Source organism: Lysobacter sp. HDW10, from assembly GCF_011300685.1.
Taxonomy (GTDB): Bacteria; Pseudomonadota; Gammaproteobacteria; order Xanthomonadales; family Xanthomonadaceae; genus Solilutibacter.
Window position 1 is genome coordinate 653,601 of the sequence record NZ_CP049864.1, and the last position, 24,280, is coordinate 677,880.

Below are 24,280 nucleotides of genomic sequence, written 5' to 3' on the forward strand. Positions count from 1 at the left end.
GCAGGCCGTGGCCTGCAACGTGAGTCAGGAATCAGGCGTACAGCGGTGGGCCTCGCGCACCCAGCGTGTTTGTGCAAGCGATCGAATAGGCAACACGTTGCGGCCGTGGCAACAGCACGCGCGCGACCGTTGCGGTCGCCACAATCAAGATGGCAATGGCAAGCAGCGCGGTACCGTTTAGCAAGGCGCAATAGCCACACGTCTCTGCGTGTTTGCTTGCAGGTGTTGCCGCCTTGTCATGAATGCTCATCGGCAGACTGATGTACTGCATGCCGACTTTTGTGCACATCGCTTCCACGATCGTGCCGATCGGATTGGACGGCTCCGCCAACATCCGACTCACGCCCGGTGCAAAGGCCATCAGCAGCGCTGCAAACAACGCGAGTTGGGTCAGCAGAGGATGGCGACGAGGGACGTTCATTCCGCGCAAATTCTACGCTTTTTATTGCTTGGCGATGACCGACCAAGTGAACTTGAAGCGCGACACTTCGGTGCCATCCGGCATCACGCCGACGCTTTCAAGATCGACCAACACCGGCGCACCGGTTTGAACAGCTTCTTCGACCGCGGCGGTGATTTTCGCACCCTCAGTGCAGGTAAAGGCTGCAATGTCGATCGCGCGCTTTCCGAAGTCGGCACTGAGGTGCTTGACCAGCATGCCGGTCTTTAATGGCAATGCATCCAGCTCTGCCAAGAGCATGGCGCCGGTGGAGAGTTCTGCCGCCATGCTTTGCGCTGCAAAGTACGTGGATTTGAACGGGTTCGTGCTGCGCCAGCCATGCGGCACGGTGACCGTGCACTGCTGCGCATCGAGCCGCGTGATACGCAGGCCAGCAAAAAAGGCCAAGGGCATTTTGTAACTGAAAAAGAGGCCGACTTTCCAGCGGCTTGTCATGCGTGCGCGAAACACGCTCGGGTCTTTTTTCTTCATCAAACAAGCATAACGAAAGACCCCCGCAGTGCGCGGGGGTCTGTCCATTCGAAACAGGATCAGATCGTGTAGTACATCTGATACTCGAGCGGGTGCGTCGCAGCGCGAAACGCTGTGACTTCCTTGTGCTTCATACCGATATAGGCATCGATGAAATCGTCGGTAAACACACCGCCGGCTTTGAGGAAGTCGCGATCTTTATCCAGCGCTTCCAAGGCTTGGTCGAGTGAATGACACACGGTCGGAATGTTCTTTTCTTCTTCCGGGGGCAAGTCGTACAAATCTTTGTCACTCGGGCTACCCGGATCGATTTGGTTCTTGATGCCGTCGAGACCCGCCATCATCAAGGCGGCAAAGATGAGGTAGCCGGAGTTCATCGGATCCGGGAAACGAATTTCGATGCGACGTGCTTTCGGATTCGCGACGTGCGGAATACGACAGGAAGCGGAGCGGTTCGAAGCCGAGTAGGCCAACATGACCGGTGCTTCATAGCCCGGCACCAAACGCTTGTACGAGTTGGTGGTGCTGTTGGTGAATGCATTGATGGCGCGCGCGTGTTTGAAGATGCCGCCGATGTACCACAAGGCCATTTGTGACAGACCGCCGTAGCCGTCACCCGAGAACAAGTTTTGACCGCCTTTGGCCAAAGACATATGCACGTGCATGCCGCTGCCGTTGTCGCCGACGATGGGCTTCGGCATGAAGGTCACGGTCTTGCCTTCGCGATGTGCGACTTGCTTGATGATGTATTTCATCGTCAACAAATCGTCTGACTTCTTCACCAAGGTATCGAAGCGCGTGCCGATTTCGCATTGGCCGGCGTTTGCGACTTCGTGGTGATGCACTTCGACTTCGATGCCGGCATCGGTCAAGGTTTTGCACATTTCAGCGCGGATGTCGTGCAAAGAATCGAGCGGTGCGACCGGGAAATAGCCGCCCTTCACCATCGGACGGTAGCCGTGGTTGCGACCGTCGTAGTCGCGGCCTGAGTTCCAATGCGCTTCTTCGGAATCCACTTGGAAGAAGGTGTGACCCATCTCGTTGGCGAATCGTACGGAATCGAAAATGAAGAATTCCGGCTCCGGGCCGAAGAACGCTTGGTCTGCGATGCCGCTTGCCTTCAAGTAGGCTTCCGCACGACGCGCGACACCGCGCGGATCGCGCGAGTAGGCCTGCATGGTTGCGGGGTCAAGAATGTCGCAGGTCAAAATCAACGTCGGGTGCATCGTGAACGGGTCGATCACCGCGGTCGATGCGTCCGGCAACAAGACCATGTCGGAATTTTGGATGCCGCGCCAACCGGTGATCGAGCTGCCGTCAAACATGCGGCCGTCTTCGAACAGGCTTTCGTCGATGATGTTGGCTGGGAAGGTGACGTGGTGCTGCACGCCACGCATGTCCGCGAAACGCAGATCAACGAATTCGATGGCGTGGTCTTTGACGAGTTTCAGGACATTTTCGATGGACATGGTCGGCTCTGGCGGAAGGATGCTTTGTTTAAAGCAATCCGCGTGCCAACTATTCTTCAAGCCTAAGTCATTGATTCAATGATCAATTACGCGATTGCGCCGGCAAGATTGCACCATCTAGGACTGACATTGCACTTAGTTGGTGCAAATCTAGCGCGCTTTGGTTTCAGCCGACGGATGCCTTTGGCGCCGCGTATCGCATCGCGACATCGCAGCGTTCGTAGCGCGTGCCAAAGCGTTTGCCGATCTCTGCGTCGTGGGTGAATCCCAGCTTTTCATACAAATGAATCGCCGCCGCACACTTTCGGTTGGTGAGCAGGTACAGCGGGTCGGCACCCAGCTCCAACGCACGGGCAATGACGTGCGACAGCAAGAACTCACCCGCTTTGAGACCACGCACCGACGCACGCACGCCCATCTTGGTGAGCTCGATGCTGTGTTCGCCGGTCCGCTGCAGTGCACATGCGCCGACGATGCCCATGCCGTCCATCTCTGCAAAGAGGATGTCGCCGCCCGCATCGATGATGCGGGCGCGCGGATTTTCCAAAACATCCCGATCGGTGTCTTCGAGCTTGAACATCGACGTGATCCATTCCGCATTGATGTCATGGAAGTCCTGGGCCAAATCGTCCGAGAACTGTCGCAACTTCAATCCTGAAGGGATTACGTCTGTCATGGTGACGGCACCTTTTGCGTTGCCGGTTTTGCGATCTCGTCTTCGAGTCGATCACCCAGCATCCAACGCACGGCGACGTAGAACACAGGAATGAACAACAGGCCGAGCACGGTCGCAAACACCATGCCGCCAATCACGCCGGTACCGATCGCGTGACGCGCGTTCGCGCCGGCACCTGAAGAAATGGCAAGCGGGAAGACACCTGCGATAAACGCGAGCGAGGTCATCAAGATTGGCCGCAAGCGAAGTCGCGCGGCTTCCAAAACGGCCGCACCCAAGGGCTTGCCGTCTTGGCGCGCGAAGATCGCGAACTCGACAATCAAGATGGCGTTCTTCGCCGCCAAGCCCATCACCGTGATCAAGCCGATCTTGAAGTAGATGTCGTTTGGCAAGCCGCGCAACATCGAGAAAATGACCGCACCCATAATGCCGATCGGCACAACAAGCAGCACGGCAATCGGCACAGACCAGCTTTCATACAACGCGGCCAAGCACAGGAAGACCACGACGATCGACAGCACCATCAACATCGTCGTTTGATTGCCCGACAGAATTTCTTGATAGCTCTGACCTGCCCAGTCGTAACCGAAGCCTTGCGGCAGATCTTTCTCGACGATGCGTTCCATGGAGTCCATGGCATCGCCTGAGCTATAGCCTGCGGCCTGTTGGCCCACCACTTCGATCGCCGCAAAGCCGTTGTAACGCTGCAATGCGGGTGGCGCAATTTGCCACTTCGAAGACACCACATTGGTGAGCGGAATCATTTCCGACACGCCGGAGGCATCTTGCGTCTTGGACGGCGAATAGAAGTGCGACAAGGATTCCGCACCCGTGCGATACGCGCCTTCCGCCTGCATGGTGACGCGCTTCACGCGGCCGCCTTGCACGAAGTCATTGACGTACACCGGCGCCAACATCAATTGGATTGCCGAATAGATATCGCCCACCGACAGTCCCATTGCTTGCGCTTGAACGCGATCCACATTGAGCTTCAACTGCGGCGCATCTGCCAACAAGTTGGGACGCACGGCCATCAAGGATTTGTCCTGACTCGCTTTGCCCATCAACGTGCCGAGTGCTTGGCCGAGGGCCTCGCGTCCGGCGCCGCTTCGATCTTGCAAGTACATATCGAAACCACCGAACTGGCCCAGACCACTGACCGTCGGCAAATTCATCACGAAGACTTGCGCATCGCGAATACCAAACATGGCGCCATTGGCCTTGGCAATAAATTCAGTGGCCGTGGCATCGCGCTCACTCCAATCTTTGAGCTTGATGAAGCCCATGCCGACGTTTTCGCCTTGACCCATGAAGCTGAAACCCGATACCTGCATGAGGCTTTCAAGCTCAGGCATCTTTTCCAGATTCTTACGGACTTCATCGAACACAGCGTCAGTACGACGCAAGGTGGCACCCGCGGGTAACTGCACCATGACCATGGCATAGCCTTGATCTTCTTCCGGCAAGAAGCTGCCTTTCATCTTGGTGAAGAGGAAGCCGCCGACGATCGCCAAAGCCAGGAACACCACCATCCAACGCGGTGTGTGGCGAATCGCACTGCCAATGTGACCGACATAAGTGGTTTGCACTTTGTCGTAGACCTTGTTGAAGCCGCGGAAAATCGGATTGCGGCTTTCGTGGTGCGCAGTGGGTTTCAACAAGCTGGCACACAAAGCAGGCGTGAAGCCCAATGCCAAGAACGCCGAGAAGAACATGGCGATGGCAATCGTGAGCGCGAATTGCTTGTACACCGCACCCGCACTACCCGTTTGCAGCGCGCTGGGAATAAACACTGCAGCGAGCACCAAGGTGATTGCAATCACAGCGCCGGTGATTTGTTCCATCGCCTTCTTGGTGGCTTCGTAGGGCGACAAGCCCTCTTCCGTCATCAAGCGTTCGACGTTTTCAATCACAACAATGGCGTCATCCACCACGATCCCGATCGCCAACACCATGCCGAATAGGGACAGCTGGTTGATGGTGAACCCGAGTACGTACAAGCCGAGGAAGGTGCCGAGCAATGCAACGGGAATCACCAAGGTCGGAATGATCGTGGCACGCAAGTTCTGCAAGAACAGCAACATCACCAAGAACACCAAGACAACGGCTTCCGCCAAAGTCTTGATCACTTCCTTGACGGAGATCTTGACGAAGGTCGAGCTATCGAACGGCGAGAACCATTGCACCCCAGCCGGGAAGCTCGGTTGCAATTCATCCATGCGCGCCTTGACATCTTCAGCCACCGCCATCGCGTTGGCACCCGGTGCGAGCTGCACGGCAAAACCGGCCGCAGGCGCGCCGTTCCACTTCATATTGAAGCCGTGGGCACCGGCCAGTTCAACGCGTGCGACATCTTTCAAATGCACAGAGGCACCCGAAGCATCTGTGCGCAGCAAGATGTCTTCGAATTCTTTCGCGGTTGAAAAGCGTCCTTCAGCGGACACAGTCGCGGTAAACATTTGCGACTCAGGTGAGGGCTCGCCACCCACCGAACCTGCCGAGAACTGCACGTTCTGACCACGCACGGCCGCCAACACTTGCGACGCCGACAACCCATACGAACGCAGCTTTTCTGGATTCAACCAGATCTGCATCGAGTATTCGCCACCGAAGACTTGGGTGCTGCCGACGCCCGGCACGCGGGAAATCTGATCCACCACGCGCGACGCAATGAGGTCACCCAAGGCATCACGATTGACGGCCGGATTGGTCGTCTTCAGTGCCACCACCATCAAGAAGCCGGCGTTCGCCTTGGCCACGGTCAAACCGGACTGAATCACTTCAGACGGCAGGCGTGCGGTTGCCTGTGAGACTTTGTTCTGCACTTGCATCTGTGCAATGTCTGGGTCGGTCCCTGGCTTGAACGTCAGGTTGATGCTGGCGCGACCGCTGGCACTGGAGGAGCTGAAGTAGTCGAGGTTGTCGATGCCAGAGAGCTGTTGCTCGATGACCTGAGTCACCGCGCGCTCGGTGGTTTCAGCACTCGCACCCGGGTAGCTCGCGCCGACCGACACTTGCGTCGGTGCGATATCAGGATAGGACTCAATGCCGAGCTTGGAGATCGCCAACACGCCGGCAAGCGAGACGAGAATCGCAATCACCCATGCGAAGACGGGATGCTCGATGAAATAACGGGGCACGGGCTTAGCCTTGTTTTGCGGCGGGTGCGGATGCGGCGCCAGGCTTGGGCGCATCCGCCGGAACACCCTTCACCGGCTGACCCGGTTGCTGGATGCGTTGCAATCCACTCACGATCACCTTGTCGCCCGGGGCGAGTCCGGACTCGACAATGTAATCAGCACCTTCTTGGCGACCTTCAGGCAATCCTTTGCGGGCTGCTTTACCTTGCGCGTCAACGACCAACACAAACGGACCTTGTGCGTCACGCTGAATCGCGGTTTGCGGAATTCGGAATGCACCTTTTTGCTCGGCCAAGGAAGCGCGAACGGTGACAAAGGTGCCCGGCATCAAGATGCGCTCGGGGTTCGGCAAGATGGCGCGCAATTGCACCGCACCCGTGGCGGGATTCACCACGTTGCCTGCGTAATCGAGTTTTGCCTTGTGCGCGTATTCGCTGCCATCCGGCAAATACACCGTAATGACACTTGAGCCATTGCCATCACTGTTTTGGCGCAGGCGGGTCAATTCATTGCCACCCACTGAGAACTCGATATACAACGGATCGATTTGATCAATGGTCGTAAGCAAAGTCGCTGTGCCTTGACCGACCAATGCGCCTTCAGTCACTTGTTGAATACCGGCACGACCGGAAATCGGCGCACGTACCGTGGCATAGCCTTGATTGATTTGCGCACCACGCACCGCAGCTTGCGCTTGTTGCACAGCAGCGTTGGCACTGCGTTCTGCGGCCAAAGCTGCATCCAAATCATTTTTCGAAATGAACTTGCCCGGCGCCAACTTGCGTGCACGCGCTGCACTTGCGCTGGCATTCGCAGCCTCTGCCTTGGCGCGCGCCAATGAGGCCATCGCAGCACTGGAATCGGCTTCCAATTGCGAGGGATCAATGCGGAACAACACTTGGCCCGCTTTGACATCACTGCCTTCGTCATACAAACGACGTTGCACGATGCCCGGAACGCGTGCGCGCACATCGGCTGTTCGATAAGGGGTCAGACGGCCGGCGGCTTCCGCGTTGAAAGAGACATCCGCCGGTTGCGCCACGATGTAGCCGACTTCTGCCGGTGGCATACCACCCGCTGGGCCACCCTGCGTGGGCGCGCCGGATTTTCCGCCACAGGCTGTGAGCAACAAGGCGGCGGCAAGCGCCGGAGCAAGACACGTGAGCGTGCGATTCTGCATCTTTCGAACCTCTGAGAGAGCGCTATAGTTTATTGAGGGGACATGTGCAAAATGTAGATGCACATAGTCATGTCTTTCGCGGGGGAGCAAAGTACAGCGCGGTACTTGTCAGACGCTAATTTTCGCACTCTCGGCCGCATTTGTATCGTCTTGACTTGTCTGCGGAATCGTGGACACACCACGCGCGTTCCCAGTTTCGTTTTACTCTATGTTTTTTTCGACGTGAAGCCCTATGCCTGAAGCTCTTAACGCCCTCCTGCTCGGCATCATCGAAGGCATCACCGAATTCTTGCCGATCTCAAGCACGGGCCATTTGATCATTGCAGAACAGTGGCTTGGCCATAGAAGCGTACTGTTCAATGTCGCCATTCAGGCAGCAGCCATCCTTGCGGTCGTCTTCATCTATTGGCGAAAGTTGCTGGCGTTGGCCCAGGCGTTTATGGGTCGCCGCGACGTGCTGCATCCTGAAACTCAGGAAATCATCAGCGTGGCCTTTGCGCGCGACTTCGTACTCAAACTGGGCGTCGCGTTCGCCGTCACCGTTGTGGGCATGTTGGTGGTCAAGAAGCTCGGCTGGGAGCTTCCCGACAAAGTTCGACCGATTGCATACGCGCTTGTGATCGGCGCTGTTTGGATGGTCATTGCCGAGCATTTCGCTGCAAAACGGGCTGCGCGCGAAGGTGAGCGCACACGCATTACTTGGACCATCGCGATTCTCGTTGGCTTGGCGCAAGTCATTGCAGGTGTTTTTCCGGGCACATCGCGATCGGCCGCGACGATTTTTGTGGCATTGCTCGCGGGTTGTACATCGCGTGCTGCGGCAACGGAATTTGCGTTCTTAGTCGGCATCCCCACCATGTTTGCCGCGACCGGCTATGAGTTTTTGTCTTTGACCAAAGACGGTCAACTCGGTCAGGAAAATTGGACCTCGCTCGGTATTGCAAGCATCGCGTCTGCAGTCACCGCGTTCATCGCCGTGAAATGGTTGCTGCGCTATATTCAAACGCATCGATTTACTGCGTTTTCGATGTATCGCGCTCTGTTGGCGGGTGTGTTGCTGGCCTTGGTGCCTGCGGCTGCTTAAGGACACAGCAGCGCGTCAAACCCAACTAGGGAGTTGTCATGAAAATTCAAGCTGCCGTTTTATCGTGTTTGTTGGCTGGGTGTGCTGCATCCCAATCGGGCGCTCCTGCAACCTCGCCGCCGCAACTTGAAGGCACGACGTGGTCGTTGGCCACGGCCACTGACAGCAAGGGCGTTATTGCCGCCCTGGTGAACAAGCCGGGCAAGCCGCTCAGCGTGCAATTTGAAGCGGGTCGCATCGGTGTGCGCGAAACGTGCAATGTGCTGAACGGCCAATATGTCCTCACCGGCAACACAATGAAGATCGACAGAATGATCTCAACGATGATGGCGTGCGAACCCGCCCTGATGCAGGCAGACTCGGAAATTGCGCGTCAGCTCGAAGGCAGTTCGAAAGTTGACATGGCCGGCGAACAACTCGTTCTAAAAACAGCGCAAGGCGCGACGCTCAGTTTCGACCGTAAATAAGATCGATCTTGCGAACAAACCAAGACTCCGCATAGCCCTGCATGCGCCAGTCCGATAAAAAGCCGCAATGCCCGCCCCACCGTTGTAATTCGTAGTCGACATTCGGAATCCGATCCAGACCTTCATAGTCTGCGATCGGAATCACCGGGTCGTCTTCTGCCATCAGGATGTGCGCGCGTACCGCTGCGGTGGCAAGTGCGTCCTTGGGGACGAGGTAGGCATCGAAATAATCTTCGATAGACGCAAATTCCGTGTGTGCGTCAACCATCCACTGTGTCAGCGCACGCATGGGCAAGGCGAGCACATCGTCTGCGAACGCATGCAGCTCGGGAAACAGTTCGCGCTTCTTGCGTAAGGAGCGGCGCCATTTGTGTTCGAAGTAATTGAGGTAGATCCGCGGCCCCGTTTCCATTTGGTGCATGGTGTGGTGCGGATTGAGTGGCGGGCACACCGCCAAGGTGCCGCGCAGTGTGGGCAAGCGATCTGCCCCTTGAACGCCCGTGCGTAACGCGAAGTTGCCACCCAACGAATAGCCGCCGACAAACAACTCGCTATGGTCGACCTCATCGGCGACGCGCGCCACGGCATCAATGACTTCATCGATGCGTGCTGAATGGAAGATTTCAGGATTGAGGTGATGGCTGTCGCCATGATCGCGAAAATTCAGGCGAAAAACGTGATAGCCCGCCGCAAGCAGCGCAGCGGCCGTGACCCGCATATAGTTCGAATCGACGCTGCCTTCCCAACCGTGCAGCAAAACAACGAGTGCGGATTTTTGTTGCGCACGCGGCGTACTCAAGACACCTTGCAATTGCACGCCGTTACCGGAGTCGATGATGTCCTGCCTGTGGGTGGCATGTGCGTCCGCCAAAACACGTTGCGCATACCGGCCGCGCCAAGCGCTCGACGACAACAAGGTCTGGACGTGCGCACTTCGCAGCCCGAAGGCGGGGCGAAAGCGCAGGTCCGCTGACATGATCAGCTCAAACCAAGCGCGGCGGCGATGCGCGCACGCGCGGTGTCTGCAATGCCGCTTCGGCCATTGAAGGCTTCGGGCTGAATCGGCTCGAGGTAATGCACTTCCACATCGCACGCAGGTTCGCCGATCAGACGCCACAGATTGCTGCCGAAGCTTTCACCCTTCTGGAACGCAATGCGCGACTGCGACGCACCGTCTTTTCCGTATTGGATGGCCACCGGCTGTACCGGCGCCGGCGCTTCAACGGCTGCAAAGAAAATGCGCGCATGGAAGGGACCGAGCTCGGTGCCATTGCGTGTGCCGCCTTCAGGAAATGCACCGACCGATCGACCCGTGCGCAGCCTGCGCACCATGGTTTCAAGCACACCGCCCAAGGAGTCTTGGCTGCCGCGCTTATGAAAGATGGTTTGCCCGCGACGCGCCATCCAACCGACTACCGGCCAGCCATTGATTTCTTGCTTGGCCACGAAGCCCATCAGGCGGGTGCCATGCAGCGCAATGATGTCCAACCAACTCACGTGATTTGCAACGAACAACGTCGCAACGGGCGACTGCACGCCGATGGATTTCACGCGAAGGCCAAAAATCCGCATCATGCCGCGCGACCACCAGCCGACCGCCCAAGCTTCGAGTGAGGTGTGGCCCACTTTGACGCCATGAAAGATTGGCAGCATCAGAAAGACCGCAATCGGCAAGTCGATCACCGCATGCCAAGCAATCAAGGGCAAACGGTAGGCGTAGCGGATGAAACGTTGGAAACTTGCCATGTACGCAGTCAATTGAGCGAAACAACCAGCGGTCATTTTACGGTTTCACCTGATCAAACTGTAACGCGGGGGTATGCGTCTACCCAATTCATTAAAAGTGCGGAAAGTCTCAGGCCTTGCGACCTTGCCCGCATACACTGTGGTGATGACAGCAGCGGACAGCGCACATCTAGAAGGCTTCGAGCCCTATCAGCCTGGCAAGACGCCTTCCGGCATGGTCGTCTTACGCGCCAGCCGCCTCGAAGCCTTGGTGCCTCAGCTGTTCGACCTGATGGGTCAATTGCCGCCCGATGACATCTTGGCGCCGCATACCGTGATTGCCGCGCACGCCGGGATGCGGCAATGGTTGCTCGCTGCGCTTGCCCGTCATGCGGGGCCCGGCGGCATCATCGCCAACATTGATGTCCAGCTCACCAGCACATGGGTAGACAGTGAAGCCAAGCGTTTGCTGGGCCGCCCGGCGATCCAGTTGCCGCGGTATCAACCAGATCACTTGCGCTGGCGCATTCTCGATGTCTTGGAAGACCCGAAACGCGCGGGCATGCAAGATGCGCGACTATCACGTTATCTGGCACCCGTTCCTGAAGATCAAGCCGGCGAGCTGGCAGTGCGACGCTTTCAATTGGCCGATCGCTTGGCGCGAATCTATTCGCAATACATGGTCTACCGACCGCACTGGTTGAAGGCATGGCAGCAGGGCCAGTTTTCATCTGTCACGAAGCACATGCAGAGCAGCACCTGGCACAGCACGGAGGCCGAACTGCTCGGCCCCTTGTGGCAATACCTGCATCGCGATGCGGGCGCGCATCGCGGCGAGATCATTTCAGATCTCATTCAAGCGTTGGCAACAGATACGCGCGCACCCACACATCCATTGCATGTGTTCGGCGTGAGCCATCTTCCGCCAAATGAACTTGCCGCATTGAAGGCCGCGGCCTTGCATCGCATCGTGGTGTTTCATGTGCCCGACCCCTGCCGCGAGTATTGGGCGGGCCTTGGTAAAACAAGTGTCCCAGCGCTACATGGGGCGCTCTCGCAAGCGCAAGAAGAAGCGCAAGTCGCAGGGCAAGATGATGTTTGGCACACCGACATGCATCCCTTGCTGACGCGTTGGGGGCGCTTGGGTCGTGACTATCTGTTGCAGCTGGTCGAGCACAACGATCGCATCTTGGTCGACATTCGACACAACTTGGATGACGAGGCTAAGGCGCCACAAGATCGATTGGCCCGTGTGCAAGAGAGCATTCGACAAGATCAAATTGATCTTTTGGAATGCAAAGCAGATCTCGTTGAAGATGCAAGCTTGCGCATCCACGTTTGCCACACGCGTGTGCGTGAATTGGAAGCCGTGCGCGATGCGATATTGGATGCAATAGACCGAAGCAAGGCAACAGCGCAGCCTTTGCAGCCCTCGGATATTGCTGTCGTCGCGCCGAATATCGGCGCATACACCGCATTGATACCGGGTGTATTTGGCGGAGAGGCCGATCGACATGTGTGGCCACCGTATGCCATCAGCGACAGCAGCACGCGCGCGGCGCATCCGCTTTTTGCAGCGTTTGCAGCATGGCTTGCAATGCCGGGTTCGCGCTACACCGCGAATCAAATCATCAACTTGATCGAACAGCCTGCGATTGCGCGCGCGTACCGATTGGACACTGCATCAGCCGCTGCAATCAACACGTGGTTGACGACTGCACGCGCGACATGGGGCATGGATGCCACACAACGGCACGATTCAGGCGCACCCGAAGGCAGCACGCAGAACAGTTTGCATTGGGCAACAGATCGCTTGCTGGCGGGTTTCATCTACGGCAATCGCACAGCGTCCGAAACACCCGCAGTCTATACCTTGCCGCAAGGCGCATTGGCACCTGCTGCGGACATTCATGGCCCCGAAGCGGATGCGTTGGGGAGCTTGCATGCCCTACTCACGGATTTGCGTGCATTCGAACGACTTGCGTCCAACAGTTTCAACGGCGAAGTCTGGGCCGATACGTTTGAAACTTGGTTGGCGAAAAGCTTTCGAATCGATTTGAATGATGCGGAAGAGAAGAAGGCTTTGAGCCAGCTGCGCACCCTCATTCAAAGTCTGGCCAACGAGTCTCGTGCGGCCGACGCTGCGCCACGCTTGCACTTCGATGTCGTGAGAACCGTGCTCAACGCCGCATTGGATGCGTCGCCGTCGAAAGGCAAATTCTTGCGCGGCGGCATCACGTTCGCCGGGATGGTGCCGCAACGCGCCGTGCCCTTCCGATTTATCGCGGTGCTGGGTTTGAACGAAGGTGAGTTTCCGCGTCGCACCCGCGATGCAGGCTTGGATTTGATGTCGCAAGTACATGCCCTAGGCGATCGTGATTTGCGCAGCGATGATCGCTGGCTATTTCTTGAAACCTTGATGTCGGCGCGTGATCAACTTCACCTGAGCTATCTCGGACGCAGTGCATCCAAGGGCGAACCGCTGAATCCCGCGACACCGCTCGCTGAGTTGGACACGCTGCTGACGCAGTATTGGCAGAAGAACGCGTCGGTCGCTGATCCGAAGAAAAAAGCTAAGCCCGTACCACCGTGGCACGTGCTGCATGCCTTGCAGCCTTTCGCGCCACAGTATTTCACTCAGCACGACCCGCGCATGTTTTCGTACAACGAGACGCTTGCGGGAATTGCAGGCACACCCGAAGGCTCCGCACTTCCCCCTTTTGCGGCCGCTTCGTATGCAGCGGATAGCGTCGTCACAGTTCGCGAGCCATTGACGCTCCAACAGGTGCTTGCCTATTACAAAGATCCGGCCAAATTTGTTTTTCGCGTGCCATTGAAAGCGACTGTCGGTGATGCGGCGGATGAGACGCTTTCGGAACACGAACCGCTCGACGCGATGTTCGAGTCGCGCGATACCGTGGGTCGCGATGTCCTGTTTGGCGACATCATTCCTGCGCGCAACGTGCCTGAGCTGCCGCCGGCTTGGCTCGGCGCGAGCGGTGTCCTCCCCGTGGGAGATGCAGGTACGAATGCGTGGGCACAGCTCAGGCGTGTGTTGTCTGATGCATGGGCGCAACTTGCGCCTGTGTTGACCGCTGAAATGAAGCCCGTTGATATACCCGTGTCAGTTGCATTGCGTTCGGAGACGACTCTTGAAGGTGTCATCCGGCACGTGTGGTGCGATGACGCGGGACAGTGGCGACTGATCCGATACCGCGATGAGCAGGGCGCGGCTCTGCTCAAGACCGAGAGTTTCGATTTCAAGGTCAAGGTGCCGCTCTTTATGGAATGGGCGGCACTTCGTCTAAGCCTTCCCGATGAGGCGCAGTTGCTTTGTGTCTTCCCGCACATTGAAAGCGACAGCGTTTCAATTGTTGATCAATTGAATGCTTGGCAGTCCAACTTCTCGGCGGCTGATGCATCGATTCGAGAAGGGATGAAGGCAGATTTGCGCAGACGCCTGTTGCAGTTGGTGCAATGGGCAGAATCAGCGGCGCTCACGCCACTTGTCTATTTTCCCAAGACATCCCATGCGGCTATGTCGGGGCGTAACGCCAGCGATGCGTGGATGGGGAGCAATTTTCATCTTGGTGAGGTCCTGTATTCGACACAGGCGCGTCTACTCGGTCGCGGACAGGATTTCAGCGCGGGCACCGCAGCCTTTGAGGCGATGAAGCAACGCGCACAGGCGATGCAAGACCTGATCGACGTGGGGCGCGCAGAATGAGCGCGGCTCACATCGATCAAACGCAGCGCTGGGAAAGCCTGCCTTTGGGCGGTGATGGCCGAAGCGCCATTACCGCCAGTGCCGGCACAGGCAAGACCTACACCATTGGCATGTTGTACCTGCGTGCTCTGTTAACGCTGGATCTCTTGCCGCGCAAAATACTGGTCACCACGTTTACGCGCGCGGCAGCTGCGGAGATTTCAGGGCGTGTGCGTGCTGTGTTGGAAGACGCGTTTGACTATGCGTCGGGCCGAACCATCGCGCATGAGGGCGTTCAATCTTGGCTGACGACGCGTTGGTCAGAAGACAAAACGACCTCTCCCGCGACAGATGCGCAAATTTTGGCGCGCGCCATTTCGGGTTTCGATCAAGCGGCCATCGGCACACTGCACTCGATTTGCCAACGCATCTTGTCGGATCACCCGTTTGCGGTGCGCGCGGGTTTCATTGCACCCGATCTGATCCAAGGCGGACCTTTTTACGACGAAATCGCGCGCGATATTTGGCGACACATGATTTCACCGCAAGATCAGAGCGGACTGCGCGAAGCCTACCTGGCATCGGGGCTCAAGTACACGTTGAAGTCGTTCTCCAAGGCATTCCGCGGGTGCGTCCATGACGCGCATGCGTTGGAAGCCACAGATACACGGCTGCTTGAAGTTTTTGAATCCAATCCAGCAAGGCGCCATTGGTCGAGCGCGGAGGCGGCGGCGTTTTGTGAACTTGCCGCACTCACGAAGCGTACCAAGGCGACAATGAGCATCGTTGCCTTTCTTGCGCACTACGAATCATGCGGTGATGACCTTTCCAAGATGACTTGGGACGATTCATTTGAAAATGCGCTGATTGAGCCGTGGAAGTACAACAAAGGCAAAGCCGCGAGTGAATCAGAAATAGAAGCCTTCAAGCGTTTCATTCATTCCGGCGTACGTGGTTTGCGCGAAAAGCATCGCGCGGCGGTGCTCGCGTTCTGGCAAAACGTCTTCGCACTGGAAACGCAGCTCAGCGAACGCCGCATGGCGGCCTCACACACGCTCACATTTGATGCGGTGCTCACACGCGTCCGCGATGCATTGGACACCGAAGCAAATACCAGGTCCGATGCACGTCCGCTCGCCGATGCGCTCTTTGACGCATGGCCGATGGCTATGGTCGATGAGTTTCAAGATACGAACGGTGTTCAATTCGACATTTTGGATCGCATCTATTCGCATGCCGACGGCACACCGCGCGGTCGCCTCATGATGATCGGGGATCCGAAGCAATCGATCTATCGCTTCCGCGGCGCAGATATCAATGTGTTTACGCGCGCGACAGAGGGTGACGCAGCGCCCGACAAATTGATTCTTGGAAAGAACTTCCGCTCGAGCGGGCCGTATGTTCAGGCGATCAACTACCTGTACGAACACACGATTCGACATCTGGGGCCCGGGACGTCGATTACGTATGAAGCCGTTGAGGCCAGTGATCGGTGTGACAACATGCCGTTTACGGTCGCCGGACGTGCAGCGACGCCGCTCACGATATGGGCCAAAGGCTTCGACAAGAACGCGCAAAAGAACGACGGCAACGAGGTTGAATCGGACGCTGAGTCGGCGGAATTCGATGCGCTTGAAACCTGTGCCCAGCAGATCGCGACCTTGCTTTCTGATCCCAGCGCAAAAATTGGCGACGCGCGCCTCAAGCCTGCCGACATCGCTGTGTTGCTGACATCCAACAATGACGTGCAGACCTTGGTTCAGGCGCTGCGCGCGCATGGCGTGCCTGCGGTATCAAAAAGTAGCAGCAGTGTTTTCGCGAGTGAAACGGCATACGAGCTGCAGGTGTTATTGCACGCGGTCCTGCATGCAGGTGACCCCGCGATTCGACGTGCGGCGGCGGCGACCAGTCTATGGGGTGCGTCCTACGAGACGGTGCTGGCGTGGTCGATGCAAGAAGGTTTGGACGCTGACATGGCCGACACCCTCAACACATGGCATACCGCGTGGCGCCAAAACGGGCCGCTGCACTTGGTCGCCCAGATCATTGCGCACACGGCCCCCCATCAATTGACGGCGCAATCCGGCGAGCGCGTTCTCACAGATTTGCGTCACTTGGGCGAATGCTTGCAAGACAACACCGTGACCGGCGATAGCATGGCGTCGCAGTTGGCGTGGTTCGTCAGGCAGATTGAGGACAGCGACGACGATCGCGATGAAGACAGCATTGAATCGAACGCCTTGCGCATGGAATCTGACGAAGCGCGTGTACAGGTGATGACCCAGCACGCCAGCAAGGGCTTGGAGTTTCCTATCGTGTTTCTGCCGACGGCGAGCAAAGGGCCGGCACATGACACATCGCCATTCGTTTATACCGATGCCGCGGGCGTCCGTCGATTGACACCCTTTGACGATGCCAAGGCGGCGCGCAACAGTGCGCGGGATGAAGAGCGAAGGCGCTTGCTGTATGTATCACTGACACGCGCCATCCACGCCTGTCATGTGTATGCGGCGCCTTCCAGGCAGCCCGCGGCCATTCTTGAAATACTCAACGGTTTTGGCGACGTCCTGTCTGACCCGCAGGCGCGCGATGCGGGTGTCGTACGCATGCCACATTGGCCGCAATGCGACCCTTCTGTGCACTATCGCGGTGAGGATGCACATGTGCAGCAACGCACTGCGCGCGCTACCCCCGAACGACCGAAGCATGCATTGCCGGAGCATCACAGCTTCACGACCCTGACCCGCAGTGGTAAACATGCACATGCGCAAGAAGTGTCGGCAGCGGACGACGAGCACAATGCAGTTGGCGTGCTGACGCAGCTGCCCGATGCAGTCGATGAGATCGCCCACTTGGACGGTGTCAAAGGTGCGGAAATCGGCAATGCGTTGCACGCCGTGATGGAGCATCGTGATTTTGATCTGCCACTGGCCGCTCAACTGGATTTGATTGCCAACCAAATCGCGGCCTGTGGCGTGCCGATGGTCAAAGATAAGAAGGCATTGACCCTCGCCTCTGCTGAGATGTTGGATCGCGCAATGCATGCCTCCCTTCAGTTGGCACAGCGATCAGATTTCACGCTGGCGCATCTCAGGCCGGAAAGCACACGTGCAGAACTTGAGTTCCATTTCGAGCTTTCCGGTTTTCAGTTCGGCACGCTTGGCAAAGTACTCGCCGCACATGGCTTGGGCGACATCTTGCCCGGCCGACACTTTGAAGTGCGCGGCTTGTTGAACGGCAAGATTGACTTGGTGTTCGATGCGGGTGGTCGATTCCACGTGTTGGACTACAAGAGCAATGCCTTGGGCGCAACTGATGCAGAGTACAGCGGTCATGCGTTGATCGCGCATATGGACAAACACTATTACCGCTTCCAAGCCTTGATTTATGTCGTCGCGCTGGACCGCTATTTGGCATCGCGTCTGCCGCATTACGCGCGCGCCACGCACTTAGGCGAAGCCGTGTATCTGTTCCTGCGTGCGGCGCGTCCGGGCAGTACCGCAGGCGTTTGGTCTTATCGTTTTGATGATGCGCTGATTGAAGCGGTGCAACGCGTATTGGGTGGCATGCAAGATGAATAACAGTGCACGTCAGCCCACGGATTTTCTTGCCGCAGCTGTTGCGGAATGGACACAACGCCAAGGCGGCAGCGCGCAGCTCGCGCAATGGGCGGCAATGGCAGCTTCCGCCGACCTTGCGGGCAATTCCGCAGTGGCGATGTCTGAGTCAGAGTTCGCACTGATCTCAGAGGAGGCGCTCATGCAGGGTGCCGACGCTCCGTTTGTGTACGAGCTGGCACACTTTTACCTGCGCAGGAACCAAACGCATGAAGCCGGTGTGGCGCAAGCGATACGCAGCCGATGGCTGAAGGCACATGCTGACCTTCCGCTGCAAGACGCGGACATGCTGCATTTGTTTGAAGCACGCGAAGATGCAGCCGATGGTCCGCAACGCCAAGCCGTGATATCGGTGCTTGGCAAACCGTTGTTTGTTTTGACGGGTGGCCCTGGCACTGGCAAAACCACAACGGTCTTGCGGATGTTGGTGCGGCTTGATCAGGCATTCCGGGCGACGCATGCGCGCGCACCGCGCATTGTGTGTACGGCGCCGACCGGTAAGGCTGCGCAACGCTTGTCGCAGGCATTGCAGTCGGGTGCAGCATCCCTGTGCGCACGCATGCCTAACGCCGCGCTGCAAACGACCGTCGATAACATTCTGCTGCATGATGCGAGCACCGTGCATCGTTATCTGGGCGCGCTGGAACGCGATGCGCGTGCACGCGCTGATATCGTCGTGTTGGACGAGGCCTCGATGCTGGATTTGGCGATGATGCATCGCTTGCTCGGTTCAATCGACGCAGAGACACAATTGGTGTTGGTCGGGGATGCAAACCAGTTGACCTCCGTGGAAACGGGTTCAGCCTTTTCAGATGTCGTGCAAGTGTTGCGCGACACACATGCAGATGGCTGGATTGAACTCACGCACAGTTTTCGCTCTATGCCAGAACTTCAGGCATTGAATAAGGCGGCGGGTGAGGGAGATGAAGCCGCGTTTGAATCGGCGATGCGCACTTCGTCGGGCCACGCGCAACGGATCGATCTTTCGCGCGATGGCGCGTTTGGGGCGGCGTTGAGTGGGTGGTCCGAGAAGATCGGCACGGCGCTGTCCGAATCAGGTGCGTTTTCAGCGCTGCCATTAGAGACGGAGGCGCGGCATGCTCAAGTCCTTCGTGTTCATGGCGCGCTGGCCGAGCGTCAATTGTTGTGTGCGGTGCATCCGGGCCCACAGGGCACCATCCAGTGCAATGCATCGATTGAAGATGTGGTGCGCAGCTACGCACAGGTGGATTCGGAAGCCGTGTGGTATCCGGGGCGGGCCGTTTTGATTTCCAAGAATGACTACGCGCTCGGTCTGTTTAATGGCGATGTCGGTGTTTGTCTGCAAGATCATACCGGCGACCTGAAAGTGTGGTTTTTACGCACGCGCGTGGGCGATGCCGTTGAGCCTATTGGTTTGGCACCGCAAGCACTGCCGGCCTACGTGCCTGCCTTTGCCATGAGCATCCACAAGAGTCAAGGTTCTGAATATCCCGAGGTCGCCGTGGTGCTGCCCGCAGATGCGCACGCCGGGTTGTTGACGCGTCAGCTGCTCTACACCGCTGTCTCACGTGCGAAGCGCCAAGTGCAGCTGTGGACCAGCGATGCTGCACTGAAAACCGCGCTCGATTCGCACGTGGCGCGCGTCGGCGCACTGCGCCTGCGTCTCACGTCCTGAGACGCGAAAGCGCCACCCTCCAACAAGATTGGAGGCACTATGGCGCGCGCTACACCCTTAAAACACGAACTCGCATTTCCCTCACCCGAGACACATGAGCCTACCGACGCTTGGGTGACCCGGCTTAAGCGCAAGTATGGCGACCGCATCACCGGTGCGTTTGTCTTGCCCGCGCGCGAGGCACAGTACGTCGATTTTCCGGAAGCACTGCCGCCACCCTTGGTTCAAGCCTTGCGAGCGCGTGGTCGTACACAGTTGTATTCGCATCAGCGCGCAGCTTGGGATGCCGTTGCGCGTGGCGAAGATATCGTTGTTGTCACGCCCACAGCATCAGGAAAAACGCTGTGCTACACCTTGCCCGTCGTCACCGCCGCGATGCAATCCCGCAGCAAGGCGCTGTATCTGTTTCCGACGAAGGCCTTGGCGCAAGACCAGGTTGCTGAGCTGATTGAACTCACACGCGCAGGTGAACTGGGCATTCGTGCGGCAACATTTGACGGCGACACGCCAGGTGATCAACGCCAGTCGATTCGTCTCAATGGCGACATCGTGGTGACCAATCCCGACATGCTGCATCAAGGGGTCTTGCCCCACCACACCAAGTGGGCGCAGTTCTTTGAGCAACTTAAATACGTCGTGATCGATGAGGTGCATGCCTATCGCGGTGTGTTCGGTTCGCACTTGGCCAATGTCTTGCGCCGGCTCGAACGTGTGTGCGCGTTTTATGGCGCGAAGCCGCAGTACATTTTGTGTTCGGCCACCATTGGGAATCCGCAAGCGCATGCCGAAGCCTTGCTGGGACGCACAGTCACCGCAATCACTGAATCGGGTGCGCCCAGTGGAGAGAAGCATGTCCTGCTTTGGAATCCACCCGTGGTGAATCCGGATCTCGGCTTGCGTGCATCTGCACGTTCGCAGTCGAATCGGATCGCGCGTTTGACGATCAAGGCGGGATTGAAAACCTTGGTGTTTGCACAGTCGCGCACCATGGTTGAAGTACTGACGAAATATTTGAAGGACGTGTTCGATCACGATCCGCGAAAACCGGCGCGCATCCGTGCCTATCGTGGCGGGTACTTGCCCACCGAGCGAAGGGAGGCCGAACGCGCTATGCGCGAAGGTCGCGTGGACGGTGTCGTGGCCACATCCGCGCTTGAGCTCGGTGTCGATATCGGCGCGCTGGACGTGGTGGTGCTGAACGGCTACCCGGGCAGCATCAGCGGTACGTGGCAGCGCATCGGTCGCGCCGGTCGGCGACAGCAAACGAGCTTGGGGATTTTGGTCGCGAGTTCGGATCCACTTGATCAGTACGTCGTGCGGCACCCCGAATTTTTCTCCGATGCATCACCGGAACACGCGCGGATCGCGCCAGATCAGCCGGTGATTTTGCTCGATCACATTCGCTGCGCTGCCTTTGAATTGCCCTTTCTTGAAGGCGATCAGTTCGGCAGCGTGCATCCGGATATTTACTTGCAGGTCTTAGCCGAAGATGGCGTGTTGCATCCGGAGGGGCGGCGCTGGGAATGGATCGCTGACAGCTATCCCGCCAATGCGGTGAACTTGCGCTCGGTCGCTGATGGCAATTTCGTTGTGGTTGATCGCACTGAAGGTCGACAAGTCATCATCGCCGAGGTCGACTTCAACAGTGCGCCGCTGATGTTGTATGAAGGCGCGATCCACATGGTGCAGTCCGTGCCCTATCAAGTTGAGACGCTGGATTGGGAGGGCCGCAAGGCCTATGTCACCCGCACGCATGTCGACTACTACACGGACGCCATCGACTACACGCGACTCAAAGTGTTGGAAAGCTTCGAATGCGATGTGGCAGGTGTGGGTCAGGTGCACCATGGCGAGGTGCATGTGGTGCGTCGCGTCTCCGGCTACAAAAAAATCCGTTACTACACGCACGAGAATATCGGCTACGGACCGGTCAACCTGCCCGATCAAGAAATGCACACCACCAGTTGTTGGTGGACATTGCCAGAGCCTGTTTTGGATGCCTTGTTTGAAGCACGTCATGATGCGCTGGAAGGCTTCTTGGGTGCGGCGCATGCCTTGCATGTCGTTGCGCGCATTGCGGTGATGGCAGACGGCGCAGATCTACAGAAGGCCGTTGGCAGTGGCGATGGCGCGTGGTCTGCAACCCGAGATCGCAGTGGTCGTGGTCAATTGCGCGCGGCGGAAGGTGGCGCCTTGCAAACCGATGGCATGGCACGCTTCGAGCCGACGGTGTTTTTGTATGACAACTATCCGGGCGGTGTGGGTTTGTCTGAACCGCTGTGGCAGCGTCAACGCACTTTGTTGGAAAACGCACAAGCGCTTGTGCAAGCCTGCGAATGCCGCGCGGGTTGTCCGTCCTGTGTCGGCCCGGTGCTAGAAGAAGACGGTACACAGGCGCCTTCGCCGAAGCAGTTGGCATTGAAGGTGTTGTCCGCCTTCTACGCCGTATGACCGTTTCACTCGAACGCTTACGCGCTTTGCGTCAGCAGTCTGGCACGCCGCCGTCTGCAGGAACGCCGTCACGGTCGGATTCGCGCACGCAGATTGATGCACTCCGCAAATTAATTCGCCTGAAAGAAACGGCGCAGCCCAAACGGGCACCGGCGCAAACGCGGGTGATACCTGGCATTGAAATATCGGAAGGCCTTTGGTTGGAAGAGTCGGTGCATGACTTGGGTTTGATTTGGCCAGATGCGCTGTGCTGCAAGTTTGATCGCCGTGAGGTGCCCATTCAAACGCGTGACCTTTTGTTCTTTGATACGGAGACCACCGGATTGTCTGGCGGGACCGGCACACGGGCGTTCATGATTGGCGCGGCGGATATCCAGGGTGCGCTGCTACGCGTTCGACAATTGACGATGAGCACGCTGCAGGCCGAAGTGGCCATGCTGCAAACCTTTCAAAGCTGGCTCTCTCCAAGCACCGTGTTGGCAAGTTATAACGGCAAGTCCTATGACGCACCGCTATTGCGTACGCGGTATCGCTTGATGCGCTTAGCGGAACCACTCACCGGACTTGATCATGTCGACCTGCTCTACCCGTCACGCAGACAATGGAAAGGTCAGTTCGAAAATTGCCGTTTGGCGACGATCGAGCGTCATGTGTTGCGCGTCGTGCGTGAAGATGACTTGCCAGGAAGTGAAGCGCCTGCCGCATGGCTGCACTATCTGCGCGGTGGCAGTGCAACGCTTTTGCGCCGGGTTCTGGCACACAACCATCAGGACGTAGTCAGTTTGGCGCGTCTATTCATACGTTTAAGTGAAATGGGCGCAGTCGACCGCGTGAGATGATCCAACTAATGCACGCGTATGAGGATGCGCACCCGTGGATATCAAAAGTGGTTATCCCTTTTGGGCTGTCAAAAACGGTTTGATGCATGCGTTTCCGGCGCTCACGCGCGATGTGCGTTGTGATGTGGCTGTGCTGGGTGGCGGCATTTCCGGCGCATTGATTGCACACGAACTGCTGACGCACGGGCATTCGGTGTGTGTCTTGGACAAGCGCGATATCGGCTGGGGAAGCACCTCCGCAAGCACGGCACTTCTGCAGTATGAAATCGATACACCCATGTGCGAGCTCGCGAAAATGTACGGCGAAGACAATGCCGTGCTGGCCTACTTGGCGTGCATGCAATCGATTGGTGTGTTGGCCGACATTGCAGCGGATGCAGGCGACGTGGCCTTCGATTTACGAAAGAGCCTGTATTTCAGCAGTCAAAAGTCGCATGTTCGCCGCTTACAGGCAGAGTATGCGTTGCGTCGCAAACACAGATTTCCTGTGCACTGGCTTGATGCGGAAGATGTGCGTACACAGTTCGGAATAGAAGCACATGCGGCGATTCTGAGCGATCTTGCCGCCCAAGTGGATCCCTATCGACTCACCTATCGCTTGTTGATGCATGCCGCAGATCAAGGCGCATCCGTCCATGACCGATGTACCTTGAAGCGAATTGTCGCAAAGCCTCACCGCGTTGAGCTCACGAGCGAGTACGGCGTCCAAGTCCATGCAAAGCATTTGGTCGTTGCTGCGGGCTATGAATCACAACAGTTCATTCGGCAACGTGTGGCGAAGAACCGCAGTAGCTATGCGTGGATTTCCGAACCCGTCCCGGGTGGCGTACCGCACGCGCTCTCTAAAGCGATGCTGTGGGAAACGCGTCGTCCGTATCTGTATGCACGCGCGACCAACGATCAACGGGTCTTAATTGGCGGCGAAGACGATGCGTTTGATGTGCCGCTTCTGCGTGATGCGCGTTTGCCAAAGAAGGCGCGCACATTGCACCGCAAGGCCGCGCGGCTGTTTCCGACTGTCACACTGAAGCCGTCTTTTGCTTGGGCCGGCACATTTGCAGAAACGGCGGACGGTTTACCGTTTTTTGGCGTCCATGCCGAGCATCCACCCTCTGTGCTCTTTGCGATGGCTTACGGCGGCAATGGCATTACGTATTCCACGATTGGTGCTCGCCTGCTCAGGGCGACGATCGAAGGTCGGCAGCACCCGCTCGCCGCGCTATTTTCATTCCGTCGTTTAGGGCATTGATCCTCTGAATCCCCCATTTCGTCGGATTGGGTTGACAAGTTTGCAAACCTAACTGTACTGTCCGCGCTAGTACAGTGAGACCAAGGCAG

General features: G+C 57.6%; 15 protein-coding genes and 1 pseudogene. 8 read left to right on the forward strand and 8 right to left on the reverse strand.

Features of this window, described 5'->3' with window-relative positions:
- Positions 1 to 31: 31 nt before the first annotated feature.
- The 6 genes from G7069_RS03290 to G7069_RS03315 all read right to left on the reverse strand — a co-directional run bounded on the left by G7069_RS03290 (position 32) and on the right by G7069_RS03315 (position 7,396).
- Positions 32 to 421: a DUF2946 family protein gene (locus G7069_RS03290; protein WP_166294242.1), complete on the reverse strand. Its 390-nt coding sequence runs from the start codon at positions 419 to 421 to the stop codon at positions 32 to 34.
- A 21-nt stretch (positions 422 to 442) separates the two neighbouring features.
- The gene (locus G7069_RS03295; RefSeq protein WP_166294244.1) at positions 443 to 931 is read right to left on the reverse strand and encodes a DUF4442 domain-containing protein; all 489 of its coding nucleotides are present in this window, start codon (positions 929 to 931) and stop codon (positions 443 to 445) included.
- A gap of 59 nt (positions 932 to 990) precedes the next feature.
- Positions 991 to 2,400: a type I glutamate--ammonia ligase gene (gene glnA / locus G7069_RS03300; protein ID WP_166294246.1), complete on the reverse strand. Its 1,410-nt coding sequence runs from the start codon at positions 2,398 to 2,400 to the stop codon at positions 991 to 993.
- Between the two features lie 166 nt (positions 2,401 to 2,566).
- Positions 2,567 to 3,076, reverse strand: coding sequence for a GNAT family N-acetyltransferase (locus G7069_RS03305; RefSeq protein ID WP_166294248.1), 510 nt, complete (start codon positions 3,074 to 3,076; stop codon positions 2,567 to 2,569).
- The gene (locus tag G7069_RS03310; protein WP_166294250.1) at positions 3,073 to 6,216 is read right to left on the reverse strand and encodes a multidrug efflux RND transporter permease subunit; all 3,144 of its coding nucleotides are present in this window, start codon (positions 6,214 to 6,216) and stop codon (positions 3,073 to 3,075) included. Before G7069_RS03310 ends, G7069_RS03305 begins: the two co-directional genes overlap by 4 nt.
- Before the next feature lie 4 nt (positions 6,217 to 6,220).
- Entirely contained in the window at positions 6,221 to 7,396 is a 1,176-nt protein-coding gene (locus tag G7069_RS03315) for an efflux RND transporter periplasmic adaptor subunit (protein WP_166294252.1), read from the reverse strand.
- 232 nt (positions 7,397 to 7,628) lie between these two features.
- Here G7069_RS03315 and G7069_RS03320 point away from each other — a divergent pair, with 232 nt between their 5' ends.
- Both G7069_RS03320 and G7069_RS03325 read left to right on the forward strand, forming a co-directional pair.
- Positions 7,629 to 8,480, forward strand: a complete 852-nt coding sequence (locus G7069_RS03320) for an undecaprenyl-diphosphate phosphatase (protein WP_166294255.1) — start codon at positions 7,629 to 7,631, stop codon at positions 8,478 to 8,480.
- Positions 8,481 to 8,518: 38 nt separating this feature from the next.
- On the forward strand, positions 8,519 to 8,947 hold the full coding sequence (locus tag G7069_RS03325) for an META domain-containing protein (RefSeq protein ID WP_166294257.1): 429 nt from the start codon (positions 8,519 to 8,521) through the stop codon (positions 8,945 to 8,947).
- Here G7069_RS03325 and G7069_RS03330 read toward each other — a convergent pair.
- Positions 8,928 to 9,923 carry an alpha/beta fold hydrolase gene (locus G7069_RS03330; RefSeq protein WP_166294259.1) on the reverse strand — a complete coding sequence of 332 codons (996 nt, stop codon included), beginning with the start codon at positions 9,921 to 9,923 and terminating at the stop codon, positions 8,928 to 8,930. The two genes, G7069_RS03325 and G7069_RS03330, sit on opposite strands and share 20 nt — an antisense overlap.
- Positions 9,924 to 9,925: 2 nt before the next feature.
- Complete coding sequence (locus G7069_RS03335; protein ID WP_166294262.1) at positions 9,926 to 10,693, reverse strand: lysophospholipid acyltransferase family protein; 768 nt, start codon at positions 10,691 to 10,693, stop codon at positions 9,926 to 9,928.
- A gap of 124 nt (positions 10,694 to 10,817) precedes the next feature.
- Between G7069_RS03335 and recC the strand changes: the two genes are divergently transcribed.
- The 6 genes and pseudogenes from recC to G7069_RS03365 all read left to right on the forward strand — a co-directional run bounded on the left by recC (position 10,818) and on the right by G7069_RS03365 (position 24,191).
- On the forward strand, positions 10,818 to 14,399 hold the full coding sequence (gene recC, locus G7069_RS03340; RefSeq protein ID WP_166294264.1) for an exodeoxyribonuclease V subunit gamma: 3,582 nt from the start codon (positions 10,818 to 10,820) through the stop codon (positions 14,397 to 14,399).
- A complete protein-coding gene (locus G7069_RS03345; RefSeq protein ID WP_166294266.1) occupies positions 14,396 to 17,959 on the forward strand; it encodes a UvrD-helicase domain-containing protein in 3,564 nt (1,187 codons plus the stop codon). The genes recC and G7069_RS03345 overlap by 4 nt, the downstream gene beginning before the upstream one ends.
- Positions 17,952 to 19,652: an exodeoxyribonuclease V subunit alpha gene (recD, locus tag G7069_RS03350; RefSeq protein ID WP_166294269.1), complete on the forward strand. Its 1,701-nt coding sequence runs from the start codon at positions 17,952 to 17,954 to the stop codon at positions 19,650 to 19,652. Before G7069_RS03345 ends, recD begins: the two co-directional genes overlap by 8 nt.
- Positions 19,653 to 19,760: 108 nt before the next feature.
- Positions 19,761 to 22,103 (forward strand): annotated as a pseudogene (locus G7069_RS03355) (DEAD/DEAH box helicase); the annotation flags it as partial.
- The gene (locus tag G7069_RS03360) at positions 22,100 to 22,942 is read left to right on the forward strand and encodes a ribonuclease H-like domain-containing protein (RefSeq protein ID WP_166294273.1); all 843 of its coding nucleotides are present in this window, start codon (positions 22,100 to 22,102) and stop codon (positions 22,940 to 22,942) included. The pseudogene G7069_RS03355 and the gene G7069_RS03360, both read left to right, overlap by 4 nt.
- A 34-nt stretch (positions 22,943 to 22,976) precedes the next feature.
- The gene (locus G7069_RS03365) at positions 22,977 to 24,191 is read left to right on the forward strand and encodes an FAD-binding oxidoreductase (RefSeq protein WP_166294275.1); all 1,215 of its coding nucleotides are present in this window, start codon (positions 22,977 to 22,979) and stop codon (positions 24,189 to 24,191) included.
- The last annotated feature ends 89 nt before the right edge of the window (positions 24,192 to 24,280 follow it).

What these genes read in the sequence shown, in the direction of transcription:
- G7069_RS03290 (WP_166294242.1), bottom strand. Translation starts at nt 421, where the DNA reads ATGAACGTCCCTCGTCGCCATCCTCTGCTGACCCAACTCGCGTTGTTT.
- G7069_RS03295 (WP_166294244.1), bottom strand. Translation starts at nt 931, where the DNA reads ATGAAGAAAAAAGACCCGAGCGTGTTTCGCGCACGCATGACAAGCCGC.
- glnA (WP_166294246.1), bottom strand. Translation starts at nt 2,400, where the DNA reads ATGTCCATCGAAAATGTCCTGAAACTCGTCAAAGACCACGCCATCGAA.
- G7069_RS03305 (WP_166294248.1), bottom strand. Translation starts at nt 3,076, where the DNA reads ATGACAGACGTAATCCCTTCAGGATTGAAGTTGCGACAGTTCTCGGAC.
- G7069_RS03315 (WP_166294252.1), bottom strand. Translation starts at nt 7,396, where the DNA reads ATGCAGAATCGCACGCTCACGTGTCTTGCTCCGGCGCTTGCCGCCGCC.
- G7069_RS03320 (WP_166294255.1), top strand. Translation starts at nt 7,629, where the DNA reads ATGCCTGAAGCTCTTAACGCCCTCCTGCTCGGCATCATCGAAGGCATC.
- G7069_RS03325 (WP_166294257.1), top strand. Translation starts at nt 8,519, where the DNA reads ATGAAAATTCAAGCTGCCGTTTTATCGTGTTTGTTGGCTGGGTGTGCT.
- G7069_RS03330 (WP_166294259.1), bottom strand. Translation starts at nt 9,923, where the DNA reads ATGTCAGCGGACCTGCGCTTTCGCCCCGCCTTCGGGCTGCGAAGTGCG.
- G7069_RS03335 (WP_166294262.1), bottom strand. Translation starts at nt 10,693, where the DNA reads ATGGCAAGTTTCCAACGTTTCATCCGCTACGCCTACCGTTTGCCCTTG.
- G7069_RS03345 (WP_166294266.1), top strand. Translation starts at nt 14,396, where the DNA reads ATGAGCGCGGCTCACATCGATCAAACGCAGCGCTGGGAAAGCCTGCCT.
- recD (WP_166294269.1), top strand. Translation starts at nt 17,952, where the DNA reads ATGAATAACAGTGCACGTCAGCCCACGGATTTTCTTGCCGCAGCTGTT.
- G7069_RS03360 (WP_166294273.1), top strand. Translation starts at nt 22,100, where the DNA reads ATGACCGTTTCACTCGAACGCTTACGCGCTTTGCGTCAGCAGTCTGGC.